Raw genomic sequence first — 17,063 nt, forward strand, 5'->3', positions numbered from 1 at the left:
AACCTGAGCCGCTGCGTTGAACAAGGCGGTGCCGCTGTCGAAAATACTGTGGCTGCCGGCTGTATAACCTTCGTTGGGTGTCAGGGCGGTATCCGCGGTGAGCAGATGGATCGCGGTGGGCGAGATATCCAGGCGTTCCGCGGCAATTTGCAGAAGGGCCGTTTTCACCCCCGTACCCAATTCAACCTTGCCGGTGTAGACAGTGATGCCTTCGGCACCGACGCGGATCCAGGCATCGAGGTAGGGATTGGTACGCAGGCTTCCAGGGAGGTCGGGCGCCAGCACGACCGTGCCGAGCGTATCGACTTCGCTATCGGCCAGCGCATGACGCGCCGCCGGTACCAGAGTGAATGTCAGTACCAGCGCTCCTGCGCGCAGAAAAGCGCGGCGCCCCTGATCGACTTCATGGTGAAGTGTCATGTGGCGCTCCTGTCTGGTCTGGCAACACGGCTGATGGCGTCGATGATCCGCAAGTGAGTTCCGCAGCGGCACAGGTTGGTCGCCATATGCTCGCGAATGGTGTGTTCGTCCGGATGAGGAGTGCGCTCAAGCAACGCCTGGGCGCGCATCAGCATGCCGGCGATGCAGTAACCGCATTGAGCGGCCTGCGTCTCGATAAAGGCCTTTTGCAAAGGACCTGGGCGCTCTGCCGTACCCAGGCTCTCGACCGTACGGATGTGCTTGCCTTCCAGGCCCGTGCAGGGTGTCAGGCAGGAAAAGACCGGCTGGTCATCCACCAGCACAGTGCAGGCACCGCACTGTCCCAAACCGCAGCCGTACTTGGCGCCGTTAAGCCCCAGGTGATTGCGCAGCGCATACAGCAACGGCATGTCGGGCTCCAGCTCCAGCGAATGGGGCGAGCCGTTGACGTTGAGGGTCATCTGGGTCATTGCGCCTCCTGGCGTAACTCGTGAAGGGTGGAAGAAAGATCTGCCCACGGCTGGCCAGGCTTGGCCTGCTCGCGAACAAACGATGCCAGCGCCGCAAGCTGGTCGTTATCCAGGCTGGCTGCGAAAGGCGGCATCACCGGTCCGGGAAGCCCTGGGGTGGCTGGCACACCTTCGAGCACTGTCTTGAGAAAGTTGCGCGCGCTCGCTGCATGCAGCGCTGATGTCCGATCCAGAGCGGGGCGTCCATCGATCTCTCGCATCGGCGCGGCCGGGCCATGGCAGCCCGCACATGCGCCTTCGAACAGCAGGGCCCCAGGCGTCTGCCCGACTACCTCGGTGGGGCGCGTGATCGCTGAGGCGGGTAGGGTGGGGGCAGGGTTCTTGAGGCTCAGCAGGTATTCGGCAATGGCCTCGGCGTCGCTGGCGGGCAGGTTGGCCAGGCTGAGGCTGACCGGTCGCATCGAGCCCGCGGCGGTGCCATGACCCTCCACCACTTCAGCGCGCAAGTAGCTCACCAACTGCTCGCTGCTCCAGGGAAAATCACGGTTGGCCATACCCAGCAGAGAAGGCGCCTCCCATCCGTCTACCGTCCCTCCTGCAAGGTGCTGAGCGGGTTTCTCGGCACCTAGCAAGTTGAGCGGAGAATGGCAGCCGGCGCAGTGGCCAGGGCCTTCGACCAGATAGCGTCCGCGGTTCCAGGTTGCAGATTGCTGCGCCACGGGCGTCAAGGGTTCTGTCTGCAGGAACAGCAGATTCCAGAACGACACCAATGGCCGGATGTTCATCGGGAATTTCATCCGGTTCTGTATGGCCGGCGAGCGCACGGCGGGGCCGCTCATCAAATACGCGTAGACATCCGCGATATCCCCATCCGTCATGCGCCGGTAGTGCACGTAAGGGAAGGCGGGATACAGCAAGTGCCCATCGCGCGCGATTCCTTCGCGCATTGCCCGCTCAAAGGCCGGCAATGACCATTGGCCAATACCGGTCTCGGCGTCCGGAGTGATATTGGTGCTGTAGAGCGTGCCGAACGGTGTCACCAGCGCCAATCCACCGGCCAGGTGTTGGCCACCGGGACGCGTATGGCAGACCGCGCAGTCGCCGGCTTCGGCTAGCCGCGCACCCTGTTGCACCTGTGCGGAATCGAAACGCTGTGGCGGTTTGGCCGGCACGATCGCCGGGCGCCACATCAACAGCGCAGCGCATATCCCGCCTACCGAAGCTAGCACCACAGCGCCCACCCACAGCTGCCTGGCTTTCATGACGTCACCCTTCATTCGTCCGTGGAACCCGCGAGGGACTCATCTCGCCGAGGTTAGAGAAGGGGGACGGGCGGCGGTATTAGCAAACTGCGCAATGGCGTTTTGCGCCATCGGCAACGCTGGGGTCGTTGCGCCATACGCATCGCTCAATTGCTCCAGCGGTGGATTCTCCTTGGCGAACGTCGCGTCTAGCCTTGCCGAAACTTTCTCCAAGCAAATGAGGTTTCATCATGCCCATCGGTAACGTTGCAACAACGGCAAGTACGACGGTGACGGGTGAACGGCCCGCGTCAATCTCTGGCGCCCTGGTGGCCTTGTTGGCCTTCTGTTGTGGCGCCGTCGTCGCCAACCTTTACTATGCCCAGCCGATCGTCGAGCTGATCGCTCCGCAAATCGGTCTATCGAACGCCCATGCCAGCCTGATTGTTTCGCTGACCCAGTTTGGCTACGCCGCGGGTTTGCTCCTGTTGGTGCCGCTGGCCGACCTGATGGAAAACCGCCGTCTGGTGGTGGGTTTCACACTCGCGGTGAGCCTTTGCCTGGTCGGCGCCGGCTTCACTCAGTCGCCTTCGCTGTTCCTGGCACTGTCATTGCTCATCGGTCTCACTTCCGTGGCTGTACAGATTCTCGTGCCGTTGGCTGCGCACATGGCACCTGAAGAAACCCGCGGGCGGGTGGTAGGAAACATCATGAGCGGCCTGCTGCTGGGCATTCTGTTGGCGCGCCCGCTGTCGAGCCTGTTGTCGGAGGCATTCGGTTGGCGCGGAGTATTCTTCAGCGCCGCGGGCCTGATGGCATTGATCGCCTGCATCATGGCCGTTGCCCTGCCACGGCGCATGCCAACACATCAGTCCTCTTATGGCGAGTTGATCCGCTCGGTATTTGTGCTCGCGCGACGCCATCCAAGCCTGCGTGAGCGCTCCTTGTATCAAGGGTTGTTGTTCGCCAGCTTCAGCCTGTTCTGGACCATCGTTCCTATTGAGTTGATTCGCCAGCATGGCTTCAGCCAGGCGCAGGTCGCGGTGTTTGCCCTGGTGGGGGCCGTTGGTGCGATCGCGGCGCCGATTGCCGGCCGGCTGGCCGATGCGGGGCATGGCCAGCGCGGCACGCTCGTTGCGTTGATGCTGGCGCCTGTTTCCTTGCTGATCGGGGCTCTGCCGGGCAGTGGCTACCTTTGGCTGGTGGCGTGTGCGGTGCTGCTGGATTTTGCGGTGCAACTGAACATGGTGCTCGGACAGCGTGAGGTATACGCCATCGATCCGCACAGCCGGGCACGCTTGAATGCCGTGTACATGACCAGCATCTTTGTCGGTGGGGCCCTGGGATCGCTGGTGGCCAGCCCCCTTTACGAGCTGGTTGGATGGAGCCTGTCGGCAACCTTGATTGCGGCGGTTCCTGGCGTGGCACTGGTTATGTTTCTAAGCCATCAGTACCGCAAGGGGTGAGCACCGTCGCGAACTATCGAGGCCGAAGTCGAAGAGAAGAGAGACTCGCCGCAGGGTAATGGATGTCCCTGGGTGTCAGCGACCTGTCACTGGAGTTCTGTAGTCACACCCACCCGTGCTTGAGCACAACCATGCAAGACACCTCAATGGCGGTCAGGCATAGTAGTTCGCTTGATTTTTCGCTCTCGGGATTGGCTGATGGACAAGTTGCTGGCGCTGAAAATGTTTGTTGAAACCGTGCGCTGTGGCGGCTATTCATCAGCGGCGCGCAAGCTCGGCCTCTCTACGTCTTCGGTGACGCGGCAGGTGGCGGGCCTGGAAAGTGAACTGGGCGCCAGCCTGCTTAATCGCACCACGCGCAACACCAGTGTCACGGTTGCGGGGCAGGCTTATTTCGAGAAGGCCGTGGCGATTCTCGAGGCTGTCGACGAGGCCGATGCCACCGTCGCCGACCGTGGCACCGAGGTCCAGGGACATCTGCGTGCCAGCGTTCCGGTGGAGTTCGGCCGGCGCATCATCGCGCCTCACTTGGGACGCTTGCTTGAGCGCTATCCGGGCCTGGAGATCAGCCTGTCGTTGAGCGACCGGGTCAGTGATCTGATCAGCGAGCGAATCGATGTGTCTGTGCGTCTCGGTTCTTCGGTGGTCAGCGATGACATCGTCAGCAAGAAGATCGGTGACTTTAAGCGTTGGGTGGTGGCCAGTCCCGAGTATCTGAAACGTACCGGTCTGCCGCGCCACCCGAGTGACCTGCTGGGACATCAGTGCCTGCGTTTTGACTATGGCGCGGAGCACCACGATTGGACATTCCGGGGTGACGAAGACACCCTGCGCCTGAGTGTGCAGGGGCGATTGCAGAGCAACAACGCCGATATCCTGCGCGAGGCGGCGCTGGCCGGTGGCGGAGTGGCGCTACTGGCCGACTGGCTGGTGCGTGACGATGTCGGCCAAGGCCGTCTTACCCGCGTGCTGGAACAGTATGAAGTCAATCCCGGCACCGCCAGCAGCTGCATCAACGCGCTGTATCTGCCCAACCACCGCGGCTCCAGTCGCATCAATGTGTTCATTGAGTTCCTCGAGGAAATCCTCGCTTCCTGAGCACCACTCAGGTATTCGACAAAACAGCGTTGCGCGTCATGTTCGGCAGCCTGTCGCGTAGCGGATGTTCGAAGCGGAAATCACCCAGGCCGGCCAGGTGATGGGTTTGCGTTTCGCCTTCGACCGAATCGAGCGCCTGGTCGATACCGACCCGGCGCACAGCTTAATGCTGGAGCGGGCCGCACGCGGCGGTGACTGTGCCGGTCTGTTCAGGCGCATCTTCCGAGCCTGTTTCTGCGAGGGTCGCGATATCGAGGATGTGCGGGTTCTCGCGCAGCTGGGTGGGGACAGCAAGGTCCAGCAGCAATGGTTGCTCGATTATCTGCGCAGCGGCGAAGGAGTGGTGGCGGTGCAGCGATRCAAACGTGACGCGGCGGATTGGTATGGAGGGGTGCTGCCGGTGCTTCGTATCGGCGACACTCTGGTATCGGGTGCCCAGCCCACCGCCGCAGCGGTGGGCGAAGTGCGTTAGCGTAACCGGCGTGCAGCGATATCCAAAACGATAGCCAGCAGCAACCCTAGCCAGCCAATCAAGCCCGGGGGCGCAGGCCCCCAGGCACGTTACGGTCAAGGCATTTCTGGCAGTTCTTGAGGACGCAAATCGAACACCAGCACTTCGGCATCCACGCCATTGCTCAAGGTCAACGCCTGTTCATCGCGAACCCGCACGCCATCACCTTCCTGCAACTGCACGCCGTTGAGTTCGACCTTGCCCCGGGCCACATGCACATAGGCGTAGCGATTGGCGGCGAGCGTGAGGCTGGCGGTTTCCTTGCCGTCGATCAGGCCGGCATAGACCCGGGCATCCTGACGCACCCGCAGCGAACCGTTGGCCCCATCGGGGGATATGATCAGTTGCAGGCGGCCACGTTTCTTCTGCGTGCTGAAGTGCTCTTGCTGATAACGCGGTTTGGCGCCGCTGACGTCCGGTACGATCCAGATTTGCAGGAAGTGCACCGGCCGGGTCGCGGAGTGATTGTATTCACTGTGGGCCACGCCACTGCCGGCGCTCATCAATTGCACGTCGCCGGGGCGGATCACCGAACCTGTGCCTAAAGTGTCCTTGTGTTCCAGGGCACCCTCGAGCACATAGGAGAAAATCTCCATGTCCCGGTGCGGGTGTTGGCCAAAGCCTTTACCGGCTGCCACGCGGTCATCGTTGATCACCAGCAGGTCGGAAAAACCCTGCTCCCGCGGATTGCGGTAGTTGGCAAAGGAAAAGGTATGGAACGACTTCAACCAGCCGTGATTGGCCGCGCCGCGATCAGAGGCTTTGCGAAGGGTCAGCATGATGAAATCTCCTGTTTGGGACGAGAGTTCGTCCGAGTGAGGAGAAGGTTAATGTTTACCGGTTGGTGCAATAAGTAGATGGAAATTGAAATACTGTCTCGTTCAGGTTGACAGTTATGTGAGCGGGTTCATGTATTCTTGTTGTTACAAATGGCCATAATGTTCAGCGCTGACGCTACGTTTCCTATTTCTTTGATATCAGTGAATTCCAACCCATGAAAACCGTGGCAATGGTGCTGTTTCCAGACTTTCTCCTGCTTGATATGGCCGGGCCCATGGAGGTGTTTTCCATCGCTAACCGTTATCTGGAGCCGGGCGACCGTTATCAGCTGTCGATGATCGGCACCGAGCATGGCTTGCTGCGAGCTTCCAACGGTGTCAGCGTCCAGGCGGATGTGCATATCGATCAGGCGTGCGAAGGCTATGACCTGTTGCTGGTACCGGGCGGCCCGGGGGCCTACAACGAAAAACATCCGCCTCTGCTCGCCTGGCTTCAGGGCGCCGTCAGCCGGGTGGCCTGTTACGGCTCGATCTGCACGGGGGCGTTCATATTGGGGCATGCCGGTTTGCTGGATGGTTATCGGGTGACGACTCACTGGCATTACACGGAGCGGTTGATTCGAGCCTTCCCCAAGGCGACGGTGAAGACCGATCAGATTTACGTCCAGGATCGTAACCTGATCAGCTCTGGCGGGGTCACCGCCGGCATCGACCTGGCACTGGCGGTGGTCGCTCAGGATCACGGCAAGAAAATCGCCCAGGACGTGGCCAAGGTGTTGCTGGTGGTGATGAAACGCCAGGGCGGACAGGCGCAGGTCAGCCCGTTGATGAGTGCGGTGGCGCCACAGGAAACGCCGGTGACCCGGGTGCAGAATCATGTGCTCGAACACCTTGATGAAGCCTTTAGCGTCGAGCGCATGGCCAGTCTGGCAAACATGAGTGCGCGGCATTTCGCTCGGGTGTTTGCCCGTGAAGTGAATATGACGCCAATGGAGTTTCTGCAAAGCGCGCGCATCGATTGTGCCAGGAACCTGCTGGAAACCGGTGACCTGCCGCTCAAGACCGTCGCCTACAAGAGCGGCTTCGGCAGTGTGCGGCACATGCGTTTTCTGTTCAGTGAAAAACTGGGTCTGACTCCTGCCCAGTACCGCGAACAATTCAGCTAAAGCGTTCATGTCCGTCCAGCGCACCGCGATGGCCGTGACGCTCCCTCCATCGCCGTTGTACCGTCACCCATGCCTGCCAAGATACTCGTGGACTCTTGGCAGCGGAGGTGCGGGAGCCTGGGCGAACTCGTGCAATGGATGATGCAGTACCTTGAGCCGGGCCAGGTTTTCAGCACGTGAATGTGCATGAACAGACTCAGAGATTTAAATAGCGATACGGTACTGCGGTTCGGCCCCTACACGTTCCACCCGAGTCAACGGTTGGTCCTGGAAGGTGATCGGCCGCTGCGTATGGGCGGACGGGCACTGGATATCCTCCAGGTACTGGTCGAGCGCGCGGGCAACGTGGTCAGCAAGGACGAACTGATAGCCCACGTCTGGCCGACTTCGGTGGTCGAGGAGATCAACCTGCGCGTGCACATCGCTGCGCTGCGTCGAGCCCTCGGTGACGGCCAGAACGGGCGATGCTACATCGTTAATATTCCCCAGCGCGGTTATAGCTTCATCGCCCCAGTGCAGCGCGAGTCGGACGAGATGCTGGTTTCGATCGAGACCGTTCAGCAGCCCCGGCACAACCTGCCGACCCGAATCACACCAGTGATCGGCCGAGATTCGATCGTTGGTAGTCTGGTCCGGCAGTTGCCGGTTCGCCGTTTCATGACCTTGGTCGGCCCCGCTGGCATCGGCAAGACCACGGTGGCCTTGCGCGTGGCCGAACTGCTGTTGCCGCACTATCGCGATGGCGTCTGGATCGTTGATCTGGCGGCAATCGATGACCCCGCGCGGCTCGTCGATTATCTGAGCCAGACCCTTGAACTGGACATTGGCGTGGATGCACTGGCGCCACGGCATGCATTGCTGGTGCTCGACAATTGCGAGCACGAGCTCGAACGTTGCCGTTCGCTGGTGGAGGGCCTATTGGTTTCGGCACCACGGTTATCGATCCTGGTCACCAGCCGCGAACCGCTGCGGGCGGAGCGGGAAACGGTCCAGCGATTGCCAGCCCTGGCGGTGCCGCCGATGTCGGCGCTGGAGAGTGTCAGTGAGGTTATGAGTTATTCGGCGGTGCAGCTGTTTGTCAGCCGTGCCCGTGCCCGCCAACAAGGGTTTGCTCTGCGTGAACAGGACCTCAAGGCTGTGCGGGAAATCTGTCGGCGCCTCGACGGTCTGCCCCTGGCCATCGAACTGGCAGCGGCGCAGATCGATGCGCTGGCACTGGTTGGGCTGCGAGCACAACTGGACAACTGTTTTCAACTGCTGACCCAAGGCCGGCGCACTGCCGTGCCACGGCATCAGACGCTCAAGGCCGCGCTGGACTGGAGCTACCAGCGGCTGAGCCCGCTGGAGCAGACCGTGCTGCAGGGGCTGGCGGTGTTCAAAACAGCTTTTACTCTGGACACAGCCATCGGTGTCATCAGTTGTGCGGTGCTGCGGTCCACCAGTCTGGTGGAGGTGATGGAGCGGCTGGTGCTGAAATCACTGTTGTCGGTTGAACACAGCAATGGCATGACCCGTTACCGGTTTCTCAACACTACCCGCACTTACGTACTGGAAAAGCTTGAACTGAGCGGACTGCAGCGAGTGTTTGAAATGCGTTATGCCCGCTACAACAACCGGGCACGCTGGGGTTCAGGACGGCCGGTGTCGTTGCAGCTCGTCGAGCAGACGGCGGACTTTGCTTAGGTCTGGTGTGGCAAAGCCTTCGGTGAAGCGGTTGTAGATTGGCGCCAGCAGGTCATGGGCTTGTTGGAGGCGGCCTTGACGCTGCCRAAGCTCGGCCAGTGATGTGGCAGTGCGCAGCTCCCACGCCAGAGCACCCTGGGCTTTTGCCACTCCCAGCGCTTTGAGCAGCACGGTCTCGGCTGCACTCTGGCTGTTTTCTGCAAGCAGAGCATTCGCTCTGGCCCGGAGGATTTCCGCCGTGCTCCAACCCGCAGCGCCGTTTTCGGCACGTGCCAGCAATGCGTCATCGACGAAACCGGTATCCAGGGTAACCATGATTTCCTTGATCAGCCCGGCTCCGGGTTGCGGGTTCGAATGTGCGTTATCGCCATCGATCACCTGCGCGTAGTGCCGGGCCCAGTTGTAGAAGAGCAGCACCGAATGTTTTTGTGCTTGTTCGAGCAGCAGGCGCAAGAGCTCGCGGGCAATTTGAGTGTCGCCGTTGTAGTGGGCGATCAGGCAACCGGACAGTGCCAGCGTGTAGCAGATGGACGTGCCGTGGTCGATCTGGAGCGCGATGTCCAGGGCTTGGCGCGCGGTGCTCCAGGCCTTTTCCGGATGGCCTTGCAGCCAGAGGATCCGCGCGAGAATGGTCAGGGCGGCGACGCTCTGGTCGTACTGGACGCCAAAGCCGTGGGTGAAGCGATTGAGGTGACCACTCTGGGTCATGCGCTGAATGACCTGTTCAGCATTCTCCCGTGCGCGTTGCTGATCCCCGGCAAAGTGCAGGGCCAGCACCTGCAAACGGTGTGTACTCAGGGACACAGCGGCGTTGCCTTGCACACCCAGACGGTCGAATTGCAGGCTCTGCTCCAGGGCCGTTAGATAGTTGCCGCAACTGAGGTTGACCGCCATGTGCCCGGACACGGCCCTGAGCTGACCGGCCACGTCGTTGCAGTGTTCGGCCAGGGTTCTGGCGCTCACAAAGGCTTCGACGGTTTCGGCGGTGCCGCCTTGGGTGTGGTAGCAGGAGCTGCCGAGGGCGAGCTTGAGGGCCATTTTCAGACGAGGGCAGGGCTCGGGCGTCAATTCGAGCAGCGCCAGGGCCTTGCGCACGTACACGCCGTGTTCCTTGAGCAGCGACAGTTCCTGCCAGAGTGGCGTCGAAACCGAAGCCAGTCGGATCGCCACAGCCTGCGGCCCATGAGCGTTCAAGCCCCAGTCGAGGGCCGAGCGGATGTCTTCCAGACTGCGGGCGTAACGCTCGATCCATACATCGGTCTGGATGCGCTCCCAGTCGTTCTGGGCCTGATGCATCAAGGCCAGGCAGCACTCGGCGTGGCGCTCCAGGGTGTCTGGCAAATCATTGGCCTGGTCGAGTTTTTCCAGGGCATAGCTGCGGGTGGTGTCGAGCAGGCGGTAGAACACCTGCTCGTCGCCGACCTCCACGTTCAGCAGTGACTTGGCCACCAGTTGCGTAATCGAGCCGAACACCTCGCCGGGCTCGATGTGTTCGCCGACAATCACCGAGGCCGCCGATTCCAGCGTGAAACCGCCCCTGAACACACCCAGTCGGCGCAAGCAGATTTGCTCACAGGTACTCAGCAGCTCGAAGCTCCAGTCGAGTGTTGCGCGCAGGGTCTGATGCCGTCCCAGCGTCGTCTGACAGCCCTGTGTGAGCAGACGAAAACTGCCTTGCAGTTGCGTCAGCAATCCACTCAGGCCAAGGCTGTTCACTTGCGCTGCGGCCAGTTCGATCGCCAAAGGAATACCGTCCAGGCGGCGGCAAATCTCGATCGCCAGAGGCAGCTCGTCATCGGTCAGTTCGAAACTGTCATGGCTGGCCATCGCTCGTTCGACGAACAATTGCACAGCCGAAAAGGCCAAGGCCTGGGAGCGGTCCAGCGCGGCAATGGGCGGTGGGCAGTCCAGGGACTCCAGGCGCTGAACGAATTCGCCTTCGACCCGCAGGCTCTCGCGACTGGTGGCCAGAATGTGCACATCGGGCGCGCCACGAAGGATGCTTTCGCTGAGTAACGCGATGGCGTCGATCAGATGCTCGCAGTTGTCGATGACCAGCAGCATTTGCCGCTCGCGCAGGAAGGTCGTGAGACAGTTCATCGGTTCAGTGTCGTGCAACGACAGGTCCAGCAGTGTCGCCAGGTGGGTGGCGATCATCAACGGGTCGCTGATCGGGGCCAGGTCCAGCAGGCGAATGCCGTCCCGGTAGCGACCGATCAGTTGTTCGGCGACGCGCAGTGCCACTGTGGTCTTGCCGATACCGCCTGGGCCGACAAGGGTGATGAAGCGTTGGCGTGGCAAGTGCGTCACCAGACTGTCGACCAAGGCCTGGCGACCAATCATGCGAGCCCGACGAATGGGCAGGTTATGAGCGCTCTGCTCGTGGCTGCTGCTCGGCGGACGTTGCTCGATGTGCTCCAGCGAGTACGGCGCGACAAAGCTGTAACCACGCTGGGCCACGGTGACGATGTAGCGCTGGCCGGCTTGACCGTCGCCGAGGGCTTTGCGCAGCGCCGCGATGTGCACTCGCAAATTGATGTCTTCGACTACGCTTTTGGGCCAGACCTGCGCGATCAATTGCTGCTTGCTGACGACATTCCCTGCGTGCTCCAGCAGGATCAGCAGAATGTCCATGGCGCGCCGACCCAGGCGCAAGGGCTGGTCGGCCTCCAGCACCAGACGTTGTCCGGGGTAGACCCGGTAAGGGCCGAAATGCACAGCCTGTTCGGGGGAAAGGGTCAACGGGTCACTCCTGCTTGCGTCCTTCAATCACGCGGTATTCGAGCATGTTCTTCAGATTTTTTCGTCAACGCAACGCAGTGACCGAGCGACTGTCCTGCGTGTGCAGTGTATGCAGCGTTTGCGGCACCATTCGCAGGCGCTGTATTTACTGGGCGCGGCGGTGGCAAATGGCTGAGTCGCGGCTTTAGGCGCCCCGTTGAAAATTAACAACGTTTAACTCGTCCTGCGCCCTGTTTACACCCAAAAATACACTACTTCCAGTCCATCAACCGAAGGCGCCGGTCTTCGTGCTTTGAGCAGTAAAAGGGATGAACACTTCAGGAGGATGACGGAATGAGCGACGTGGTAGTGGTCTATCACAGCGGTTATGGTCATACGCGGGTCATCGCCGAAGCTGTGGCTCAGGGGGTGGAGCGGCACCTGGGCAGTACCTGCCAACTGATTCCGGTCGAGGAAGTGGATGGGCACTGGGACCGCTTGCACCGCGCCGACGCGATCATCTTCGGTGCTCCGACGTACATGGGCAGCGCATCGGCGTCGTTCAAGGGCTTCATGGAGGCTACTGCGTCGTTCTACCTGGCGCAGCCCTGGCGCGACAAATTGGCCGCCGGGTTCACCAACTCCGGCTGTCTGTGCGGCGACAAGCTCAACACCTTGCTGCAGATGGCCGTGTTCGCCGCTCAGCACTCAATGATCTGGGTCGGCCTCGACCTGCTGCCGGCGCGCTCCAGCGTTGGCATGTTTGACGGGCAATTGAATCGCCTGGGCAGTTCCCTGGGGGTCATGGCCCAGTCGAATGTCGAACAGTCCCCGGACCATGCGCCACCTCCCGAAGATCGCTGCACCGCCGCGCACCTGGGCGAGCGGGTAGCGCGTCTGGCCGAACGAATGGGCCATCCATCGAATTGATTCACCCACACACACCACGCCTTAATTAAGGAGCAATCGCCATGAGCACATTTACCACCCGCGACGGTACCGAGATTTACTACAAGGACTGGGGCACCGGCCAGCCCATCGTCTTCAGCCACGGCTGGCCGCTGAATGCCGACAGCTGGGAATCACAGATGATCTTCCTGGCGTCCAAGGGCTACCGGGTCATCGCCCATGACCGCCGTGGTCACGGTCGCTCCAGCCCTCCGGGTTGATTTCCGCGGTACCGCCGTTGATGCTCAAGACCGAAGCCAATCCCGGCGGCCTGCCGATGGACGTGTTCGACGGTCTGCGTCAGGCGTCCCTGGCGGACCGTTCGCAGCTGTACAAAGACGTCGCCAGCGGGCCGTTCTTTGGTTTCAACAAACCGGGTGCCAAACCTTCCCAGGGCATGATCGACTGGTTCTGGATGCAGGGCATGACCGCTGGTCACAAGAGCGCCTACGACTGCATCAAGGCGTTCTCCGAAACCGACTTCACCGAAGACCTGAAAAGGTTCGACGTGCCGACCCTGGTGGTGCATGGCGACGCTGACCAGATCGTGCCGATCGAAGCCGCCGGCATCGCCTCGGCCAAATTGGTCAAGGGTTCGAAACTGCTGGTCTATCCAGGCGCGCCTCATGGCCTGACCGACACCCACAAGGATCAGCTGAACGCCGATCTGCTGGCGTTCCTCAAGGCCTGATAAAAATCAGGAGATTGCAGGCTGCGCCAGCTCCTACGCGGATATCTGCACACCCGTAGGGGCTGGCGCAGGCTGCGATCTTTTGCTGTTGAGAGAGGGTAGGGCACGCACCGCCTGACAGCGCCAGGCGAAAGGCGTGATGCCTTCGCTGCGGGTGAAAATGTGGCAGAAGTGCGCCTGGTCGCAGAAGCCGCATTCCAGGCTGATTTGCGTCAGGGTCATGTCGGTGTTCTGGATCAGTTGCTTGGCCCGGGCGATGCGCTGGCAACGAATCCAGTCCTGGGGGGACAGGCCCGTGCTGCACTTGAAGGTGCGGGAGAAATGACTGCGTGACATCGCGCAGGCCCGGGCCAGTTCGGTGACTTCCAGGGTTTCGCTGAGGCGCTCGAGGATCAATTGCTTGACCAGGCTTTCCCGCCAGGGGCTGAGGCCGCCAGTGGTGGCTTTTCGCGTTTGCGTGGCTGATGCGGCGGCGTTGTGCTGAACGTGGGCCATGGCAAATGTCCGGGTCGGTGGGAATGCGCTGGCGCACTGCACGGTGGGTCAGCACCATCCCTTTTGGAATAACAGGTTTGCGTAGAAGGCTTGATTGTTGGTCGCAGGGCTTTGGCTTGCGAGTTAAACGTTGTTAATTCCTCCGGTTAACAGCGCGAGCAAACCCATGATTGAGTAAAGTCCAAAAGCCTTTGCCAGGCTGAAAAAAACACCATGGAACCGTACCTATGAACCGTAACGATCTACGCCGCGTCGATATGAACCTGCTGGTGATTTTCGAGGCTCTGATGTTCGAAAAGAATCTGACCCGGGTCGCCGAAAAACTCTTTATGGGGCAGCCTGCCGTGAGCGCTGCATTGGGGCGGTTGCGTGATCTGTTCGACGATCCGCTGTTGCTGCGCAACGGTCGCGGCATGGAGCCGACGGCACGGGCGCAGGCGAYTCTCAAGGAGCTGCAACCGGCGATGGACACCATCTCCGGGGCGGTCAGCCGGGCCAGGGAGTTTGATCCGGCTACCAGTTGTGATGTGTTTCGCATTGGTCTGTCGGATGACGCCGAGTTTGGCTTGTTTCCGTCGCTGTTAAGCCACCTGCGGGAGGAGGCGCCGGGGATCATTGTGGTGGTGCGCCGGGCTAATTACCTGCTGATGCCTGCGTTGCTGGCATCCGGGGAAATTTCAGTCGGAGTCAGTTACACCACCGAACTGCCGGCCAATGCCAAACGCAAGAAACTGCGGGATATCCCTTGCAAAGTGCTGCGCGCAGACAACCGGCCTGGAGCGCTGACGCTGGATGAGTACTGTGAGCGGCCCCATGCGATGGTGTCGTTCTCGGGGGATTTGAGCGGCAACATTGATCTTGATCTGGCCAAGGTGGGTCGCACCCGACGGGTGGTGTTGGGGGTGCCGCAGTTCAGTGGGTTGCGGGCGTTGCTCGCCGGGACTGAAATGATCGCTACCGTTCCCGACTACGCCGCCTGCGCGCTGGTCGAAGGCTGCGCCTTGAGGGCCGAAGATCCGCCGTTTCCCATCGATAAGGCACAGTTGTCGATGGCCTGGAGCGGGGTGCACGACAATGATCCGGCGGAGCGATGGTTGCGCTCGCGGATTACTCAGTTCATGTCCGAGCCGCTGAATATCCCAGCTTCATAGCGGAAAAACTTCAGCCAGATTTCGCTTCTGTGGCAAGCAAGCTTGCTGTGGCGAGGGAGCTTGCTCCCGCTGGGGCGCGAAGCGGCCCCAAAACCAGCCACCGGGATTCATCAGGTAGAACACGACAGCCGGTTCCACGACTGCCGCGCCCGAGCGCAGACCGGTCGGCGCGAGCAAGCTCGCTCGCCACAGGAAAGTGTCAGGCTCAAGTCCGCTCGCAAAGAGAGCACATACGTTCAATTTTCCCCTCCCTCACACCGGCATTATCGAACCAAGTCCTGGCGCATCAACGCCGCTGGTTTTCACGTGTGCTTGCGCACAGTTTCCGTTTCGCCGGAGCCTTTCGTTATGCCTGATTCCAATCGACTCGACCCTGCAACCACCCACCCGGTGCGCGGCTTCGAAGAAGTTGTGACCCTGGTCGTCAAACACCGGGTCAAGGCCGGTTTTGAAGTGCCCTATGAAGCCTGGCTGCGGCGGATTGTCGGTATTGCCGGGCAGAGCGAGGGGCATTTGGGGGTGGATGTGATTCGCGGCAAGAGCGCCGGCCTGGACATGTTTACCTGCGTGCTGCGTTTTTGCTCTACCGAGGCGATGCAGCGCTGGCTCGATTCGCCGCAACGGCTGGAGCTGGTCAACGAAGCCGAGCCGATGCTGGCGGATGGGGACCAGACTGAGGTCAACCCGGTCAAGGAGTTCTGGTTCGCGCCACAGGACGATGCCGGTTCGCCACCGCCGCGCTGGAAACAGGCCGTGGTGACGCTGCTGGTGATTCTGCCGCATACCTTGCTGGTGCCGCTGATCTGGGGCCCGCTGCTCAAGCTCAACGCCTTTCTGTCCAATTACGTGGTTGCCACTTTTCTGATCACCGTGACCATTGTGGTTTCGGTGGTGTACCTGTTCATGCCCAGGGCGACGCGTCTGTTCGCGCCGTGGCTGAAAGCCGGACAACCTCATTCCACTCTGCCTGAGGAAAACCAATGAACGCCGATCTGATTCTATTCAATGGCCAGTTTCATACCGTTGACCGAGAAAAACCCCTTGCCAGTGCGGTCGCGATCACCAACGGCCGCTTCGTCACGGTGGGTACCGATGCCGAGGCCATGGCCCTGCGCGGTTCGGGCACCCAGGTGATTGACCTCAAGGGCCGCTGCGTCATCCCTGGGCTCAACGACTCGCACTTGCACCTGATTCGGGGTGGCTTGAACTACAAGACCGGCATGTTGGTGGCCCGTCCGAACGCGATGATTCTTTACTCGACCCTGGCCAAAGGGCCGAAGTTGCCGCTGGACTATCAGGTCAACTCAACCCGTCAGTTCATGCGTGAACTCAATCGCCTGGGCTTGACCAGCGCCATCGATGCGGGCGGTGGTTTCCAGAATTACCCGGACGATTACGCAGTGATCGAGCAGTTGGCCAAGGACCAGCAACTGACGATTCGCATTGCTTATAACCTGTTTACCCAGAAGCCCAAGGAAGAGCTGACCGACTTCAAGAACTGGACCAGCAGCGTCACCCTGCATCAGGGCGACGATTACCTGCGGCACAACGGCGCCGGTGAAATGCTGGTGTTTTCGGCGGCGGATTTCGAGGACTTCCTCGAACCGCGTCCGGACCTGCCGCAGACCATGGAAGAGGAACTGGAACCGGTGGTTCGCCACTTGGTCGAGCAACGCTGGCCGTTCCGCCTGCACGCCACTTACAACGAATCCATCAGCCGTATGCTCGATGTGTTCGAGAAGGTCAATCGCGACATTCCGTTCAACGGTTTGCCATGGTTCTTCGACCACGCCGAAACCATCACCCCGCAAAACATCGAGCGGGTGAAGGCGCTGGGTGGCGGCATCGCGATTCAGGACCGCATGGCGTTCCAGGGGGAATACTTCGTCGACCGTTACGGCAGCAAAGCCGCCGAGCACACCCCGCCGATCAAACGCATGCTCGCCGAGGGTGTGCCGGTCGGCGCGGGCACCGATGCCACACGCGTTTCCAGCTACAACCCGTGGACCTCGCTGTACTGGATGGTCAGCGGCCGCACCGTCGGTGGTCTGGCGTTGTACGAGGAAGGCTTGCCGCGCACCACTGCGCTGGAACTGTTCACCCACGGCAGCGCCTGGTTCTCGTCCGAACAGGGCAAGAAGGGCCAGATCAAGGTCGGGCAACTGGCGGACCTGGCAGCGTTGAGCGCGGACTTCTTCAGCGTCGAGGAAGAAGCGATCAAGT

Annotated in this window: 15 protein-coding genes and 1 pseudogene; 10 read left to right on the forward strand and 6 right to left on the reverse strand. The window is 61.0% G+C overall.

All coding sequences use genetic code 11. The annotated features are described in order from the left end of the window. The 3 genes from AC1DH9_RS09090 to AC1DH9_RS09100 form a co-directional block, all read right to left on the reverse strand. The coding region (locus tag AC1DH9_RS09090) for a molybdopterin cofactor-binding domain-containing protein (protein WP_477808067.1) at positions 1–420 on the reverse strand (420 nt) is incomplete at its 3' end. Further along, a complete protein-coding gene (locus AC1DH9_RS09095) occupies positions 417–890 on the reverse strand; it encodes a (2Fe-2S)-binding protein (protein WP_427538475.1) in 474 nt (157 codons plus the stop codon). The genes AC1DH9_RS09095 and AC1DH9_RS09090, both read right to left, overlap by 4 nt. Next, positions 887–2,152 (reverse strand): c-type cytochrome, encoded by a 1,266-nt coding sequence (locus AC1DH9_RS09100; RefSeq protein WP_427538478.1) that lies wholly within the window; start codon positions 2,150–2,152, stop codon positions 887–889. The genes AC1DH9_RS09095 and AC1DH9_RS09100 overlap by 4 nt, the downstream gene beginning before the upstream one ends. Before the next feature lie 230 nt (positions 2,153–2,382). On the opposite strand from AC1DH9_RS09100, the gene AC1DH9_RS09105 reads away from it, so the two are divergent. The 3 genes from AC1DH9_RS09105 to AC1DH9_RS09115 all read left to right on the forward strand — a co-directional run bounded on the left by AC1DH9_RS09105 (position 2,383) and on the right by AC1DH9_RS09115 (position 5,167). After that, entirely contained in the window at positions 2,383–3,597 is a 1,215-nt protein-coding gene (locus tag AC1DH9_RS09105) for an MFS transporter (protein ID WP_427538481.1), read from the forward strand. A 198-nt stretch (positions 3,598–3,795) separates the two neighbouring features. Then, positions 3,796–4,695 (forward strand): LysR family transcriptional regulator, encoded by a 900-nt coding sequence (locus tag AC1DH9_RS09110; protein WP_427538484.1) that lies wholly within the window; start codon positions 3,796–3,798, stop codon positions 4,693–4,695. A gap of 64 nt (positions 4,696–4,759) precedes the next feature. Continuing rightward, a complete protein-coding gene (locus AC1DH9_RS09115; RefSeq protein ID WP_477808068.1) occupies positions 4,760–5,167 on the forward strand; it encodes a thioredoxin domain-containing protein in 408 nt (135 codons plus the stop codon). Positions 5,168–5,262: 95 nt separating this feature from the next. Here AC1DH9_RS09115 and AC1DH9_RS09120 read toward each other — a convergent pair whose 3' ends face one another. Next, positions 5,263–5,985, reverse strand: a complete 723-nt coding sequence (locus AC1DH9_RS09120) for a pirin family protein (protein WP_427538490.1) — start codon at positions 5,983–5,985, stop codon at positions 5,263–5,265. Between the two features lie 215 nt (positions 5,986–6,200). Here AC1DH9_RS09120 and AC1DH9_RS09125 point away from each other — a divergent pair, with 215 nt between their 5' ends. Both AC1DH9_RS09125 and AC1DH9_RS09130 read left to right on the forward strand, forming a co-directional pair. After that, entirely contained in the window at positions 6,201–7,151 is a 951-nt protein-coding gene (locus AC1DH9_RS09125; protein ID WP_477808069.1) for a GlxA family transcriptional regulator, read from the forward strand. A gap of 186 nt (positions 7,152–7,337) precedes the next feature. Then, a complete protein-coding gene (locus AC1DH9_RS09130; RefSeq protein WP_427538496.1) occupies positions 7,338–8,834 on the forward strand; it encodes an ATP-binding protein in 1,497 nt (498 codons plus the stop codon). Here AC1DH9_RS09130 and AC1DH9_RS09135 read toward each other — a convergent pair. After that, positions 8,781–11,576 carry an ATP-binding protein gene (locus AC1DH9_RS09135; protein ID WP_477808070.1) on the reverse strand — a complete coding sequence of 932 codons (2,796 nt, stop codon included), beginning with the start codon at positions 11,574–11,576 and terminating at the stop codon, positions 8,781–8,783. The genes AC1DH9_RS09130 and AC1DH9_RS09135 overlap by 54 nt on opposite strands. A gap of 333 nt (positions 11,577–11,909) precedes the next feature. On the opposite strand from AC1DH9_RS09135, the gene AC1DH9_RS09140 reads away from it, so the two are divergent. After that, entirely contained in the window at positions 11,910–12,485 is a 576-nt protein-coding gene (locus AC1DH9_RS09140; RefSeq protein ID WP_427538502.1) for a flavodoxin family protein, read from the forward strand. A gap of 41 nt (positions 12,486–12,526) precedes the next feature. Continuing rightward, positions 12,527–13,194, forward strand: a pseudogene (locus AC1DH9_RS09145) (alpha/beta fold hydrolase). 33 nt (positions 13,195–13,227) lie between these two features. On the opposite strand, the gene AC1DH9_RS09150 reads toward AC1DH9_RS09145, so the two are convergent. Then, complete coding sequence (locus AC1DH9_RS09150; RefSeq protein ID WP_427538508.1) at positions 13,228–13,689, reverse strand: helix-turn-helix domain-containing protein; 462 nt, start codon at positions 13,687–13,689, stop codon at positions 13,228–13,230. Positions 13,690–13,916: 227 nt separating this feature from the next. Between AC1DH9_RS09150 and AC1DH9_RS09155 the strand changes: the two genes are divergently transcribed. The 3 genes from AC1DH9_RS09155 to AC1DH9_RS09165 form a co-directional block, all read left to right on the forward strand. After that, on the forward strand, positions 13,917–14,840 hold the full coding sequence (locus AC1DH9_RS09155) for a LysR substrate-binding domain-containing protein (protein WP_477808071.1): 924 nt from the start codon (positions 13,917–13,919) through the stop codon (positions 14,838–14,840). A 348-nt stretch (positions 14,841–15,188) separates the two neighbouring features. Next, positions 15,189–15,824 carry a putative antibiotic biosynthesis monooxygenase gene (locus AC1DH9_RS09160; protein WP_427538514.1) on the forward strand — a complete coding sequence of 212 codons (636 nt, stop codon included), beginning with the start codon at positions 15,189–15,191 and terminating at the stop codon, positions 15,822–15,824. Then, positions 15,821–17,063: amidohydrolase (locus tag AC1DH9_RS09165; RefSeq protein ID WP_477808072.1), on the forward strand; the 1,243-nt coding region annotated here is incomplete at its 3' end. The genes AC1DH9_RS09160 and AC1DH9_RS09165, both read left to right, overlap by 4 nt.

Source organism: Pseudomonas sp. 05T35, assembly GCF_056396605.1.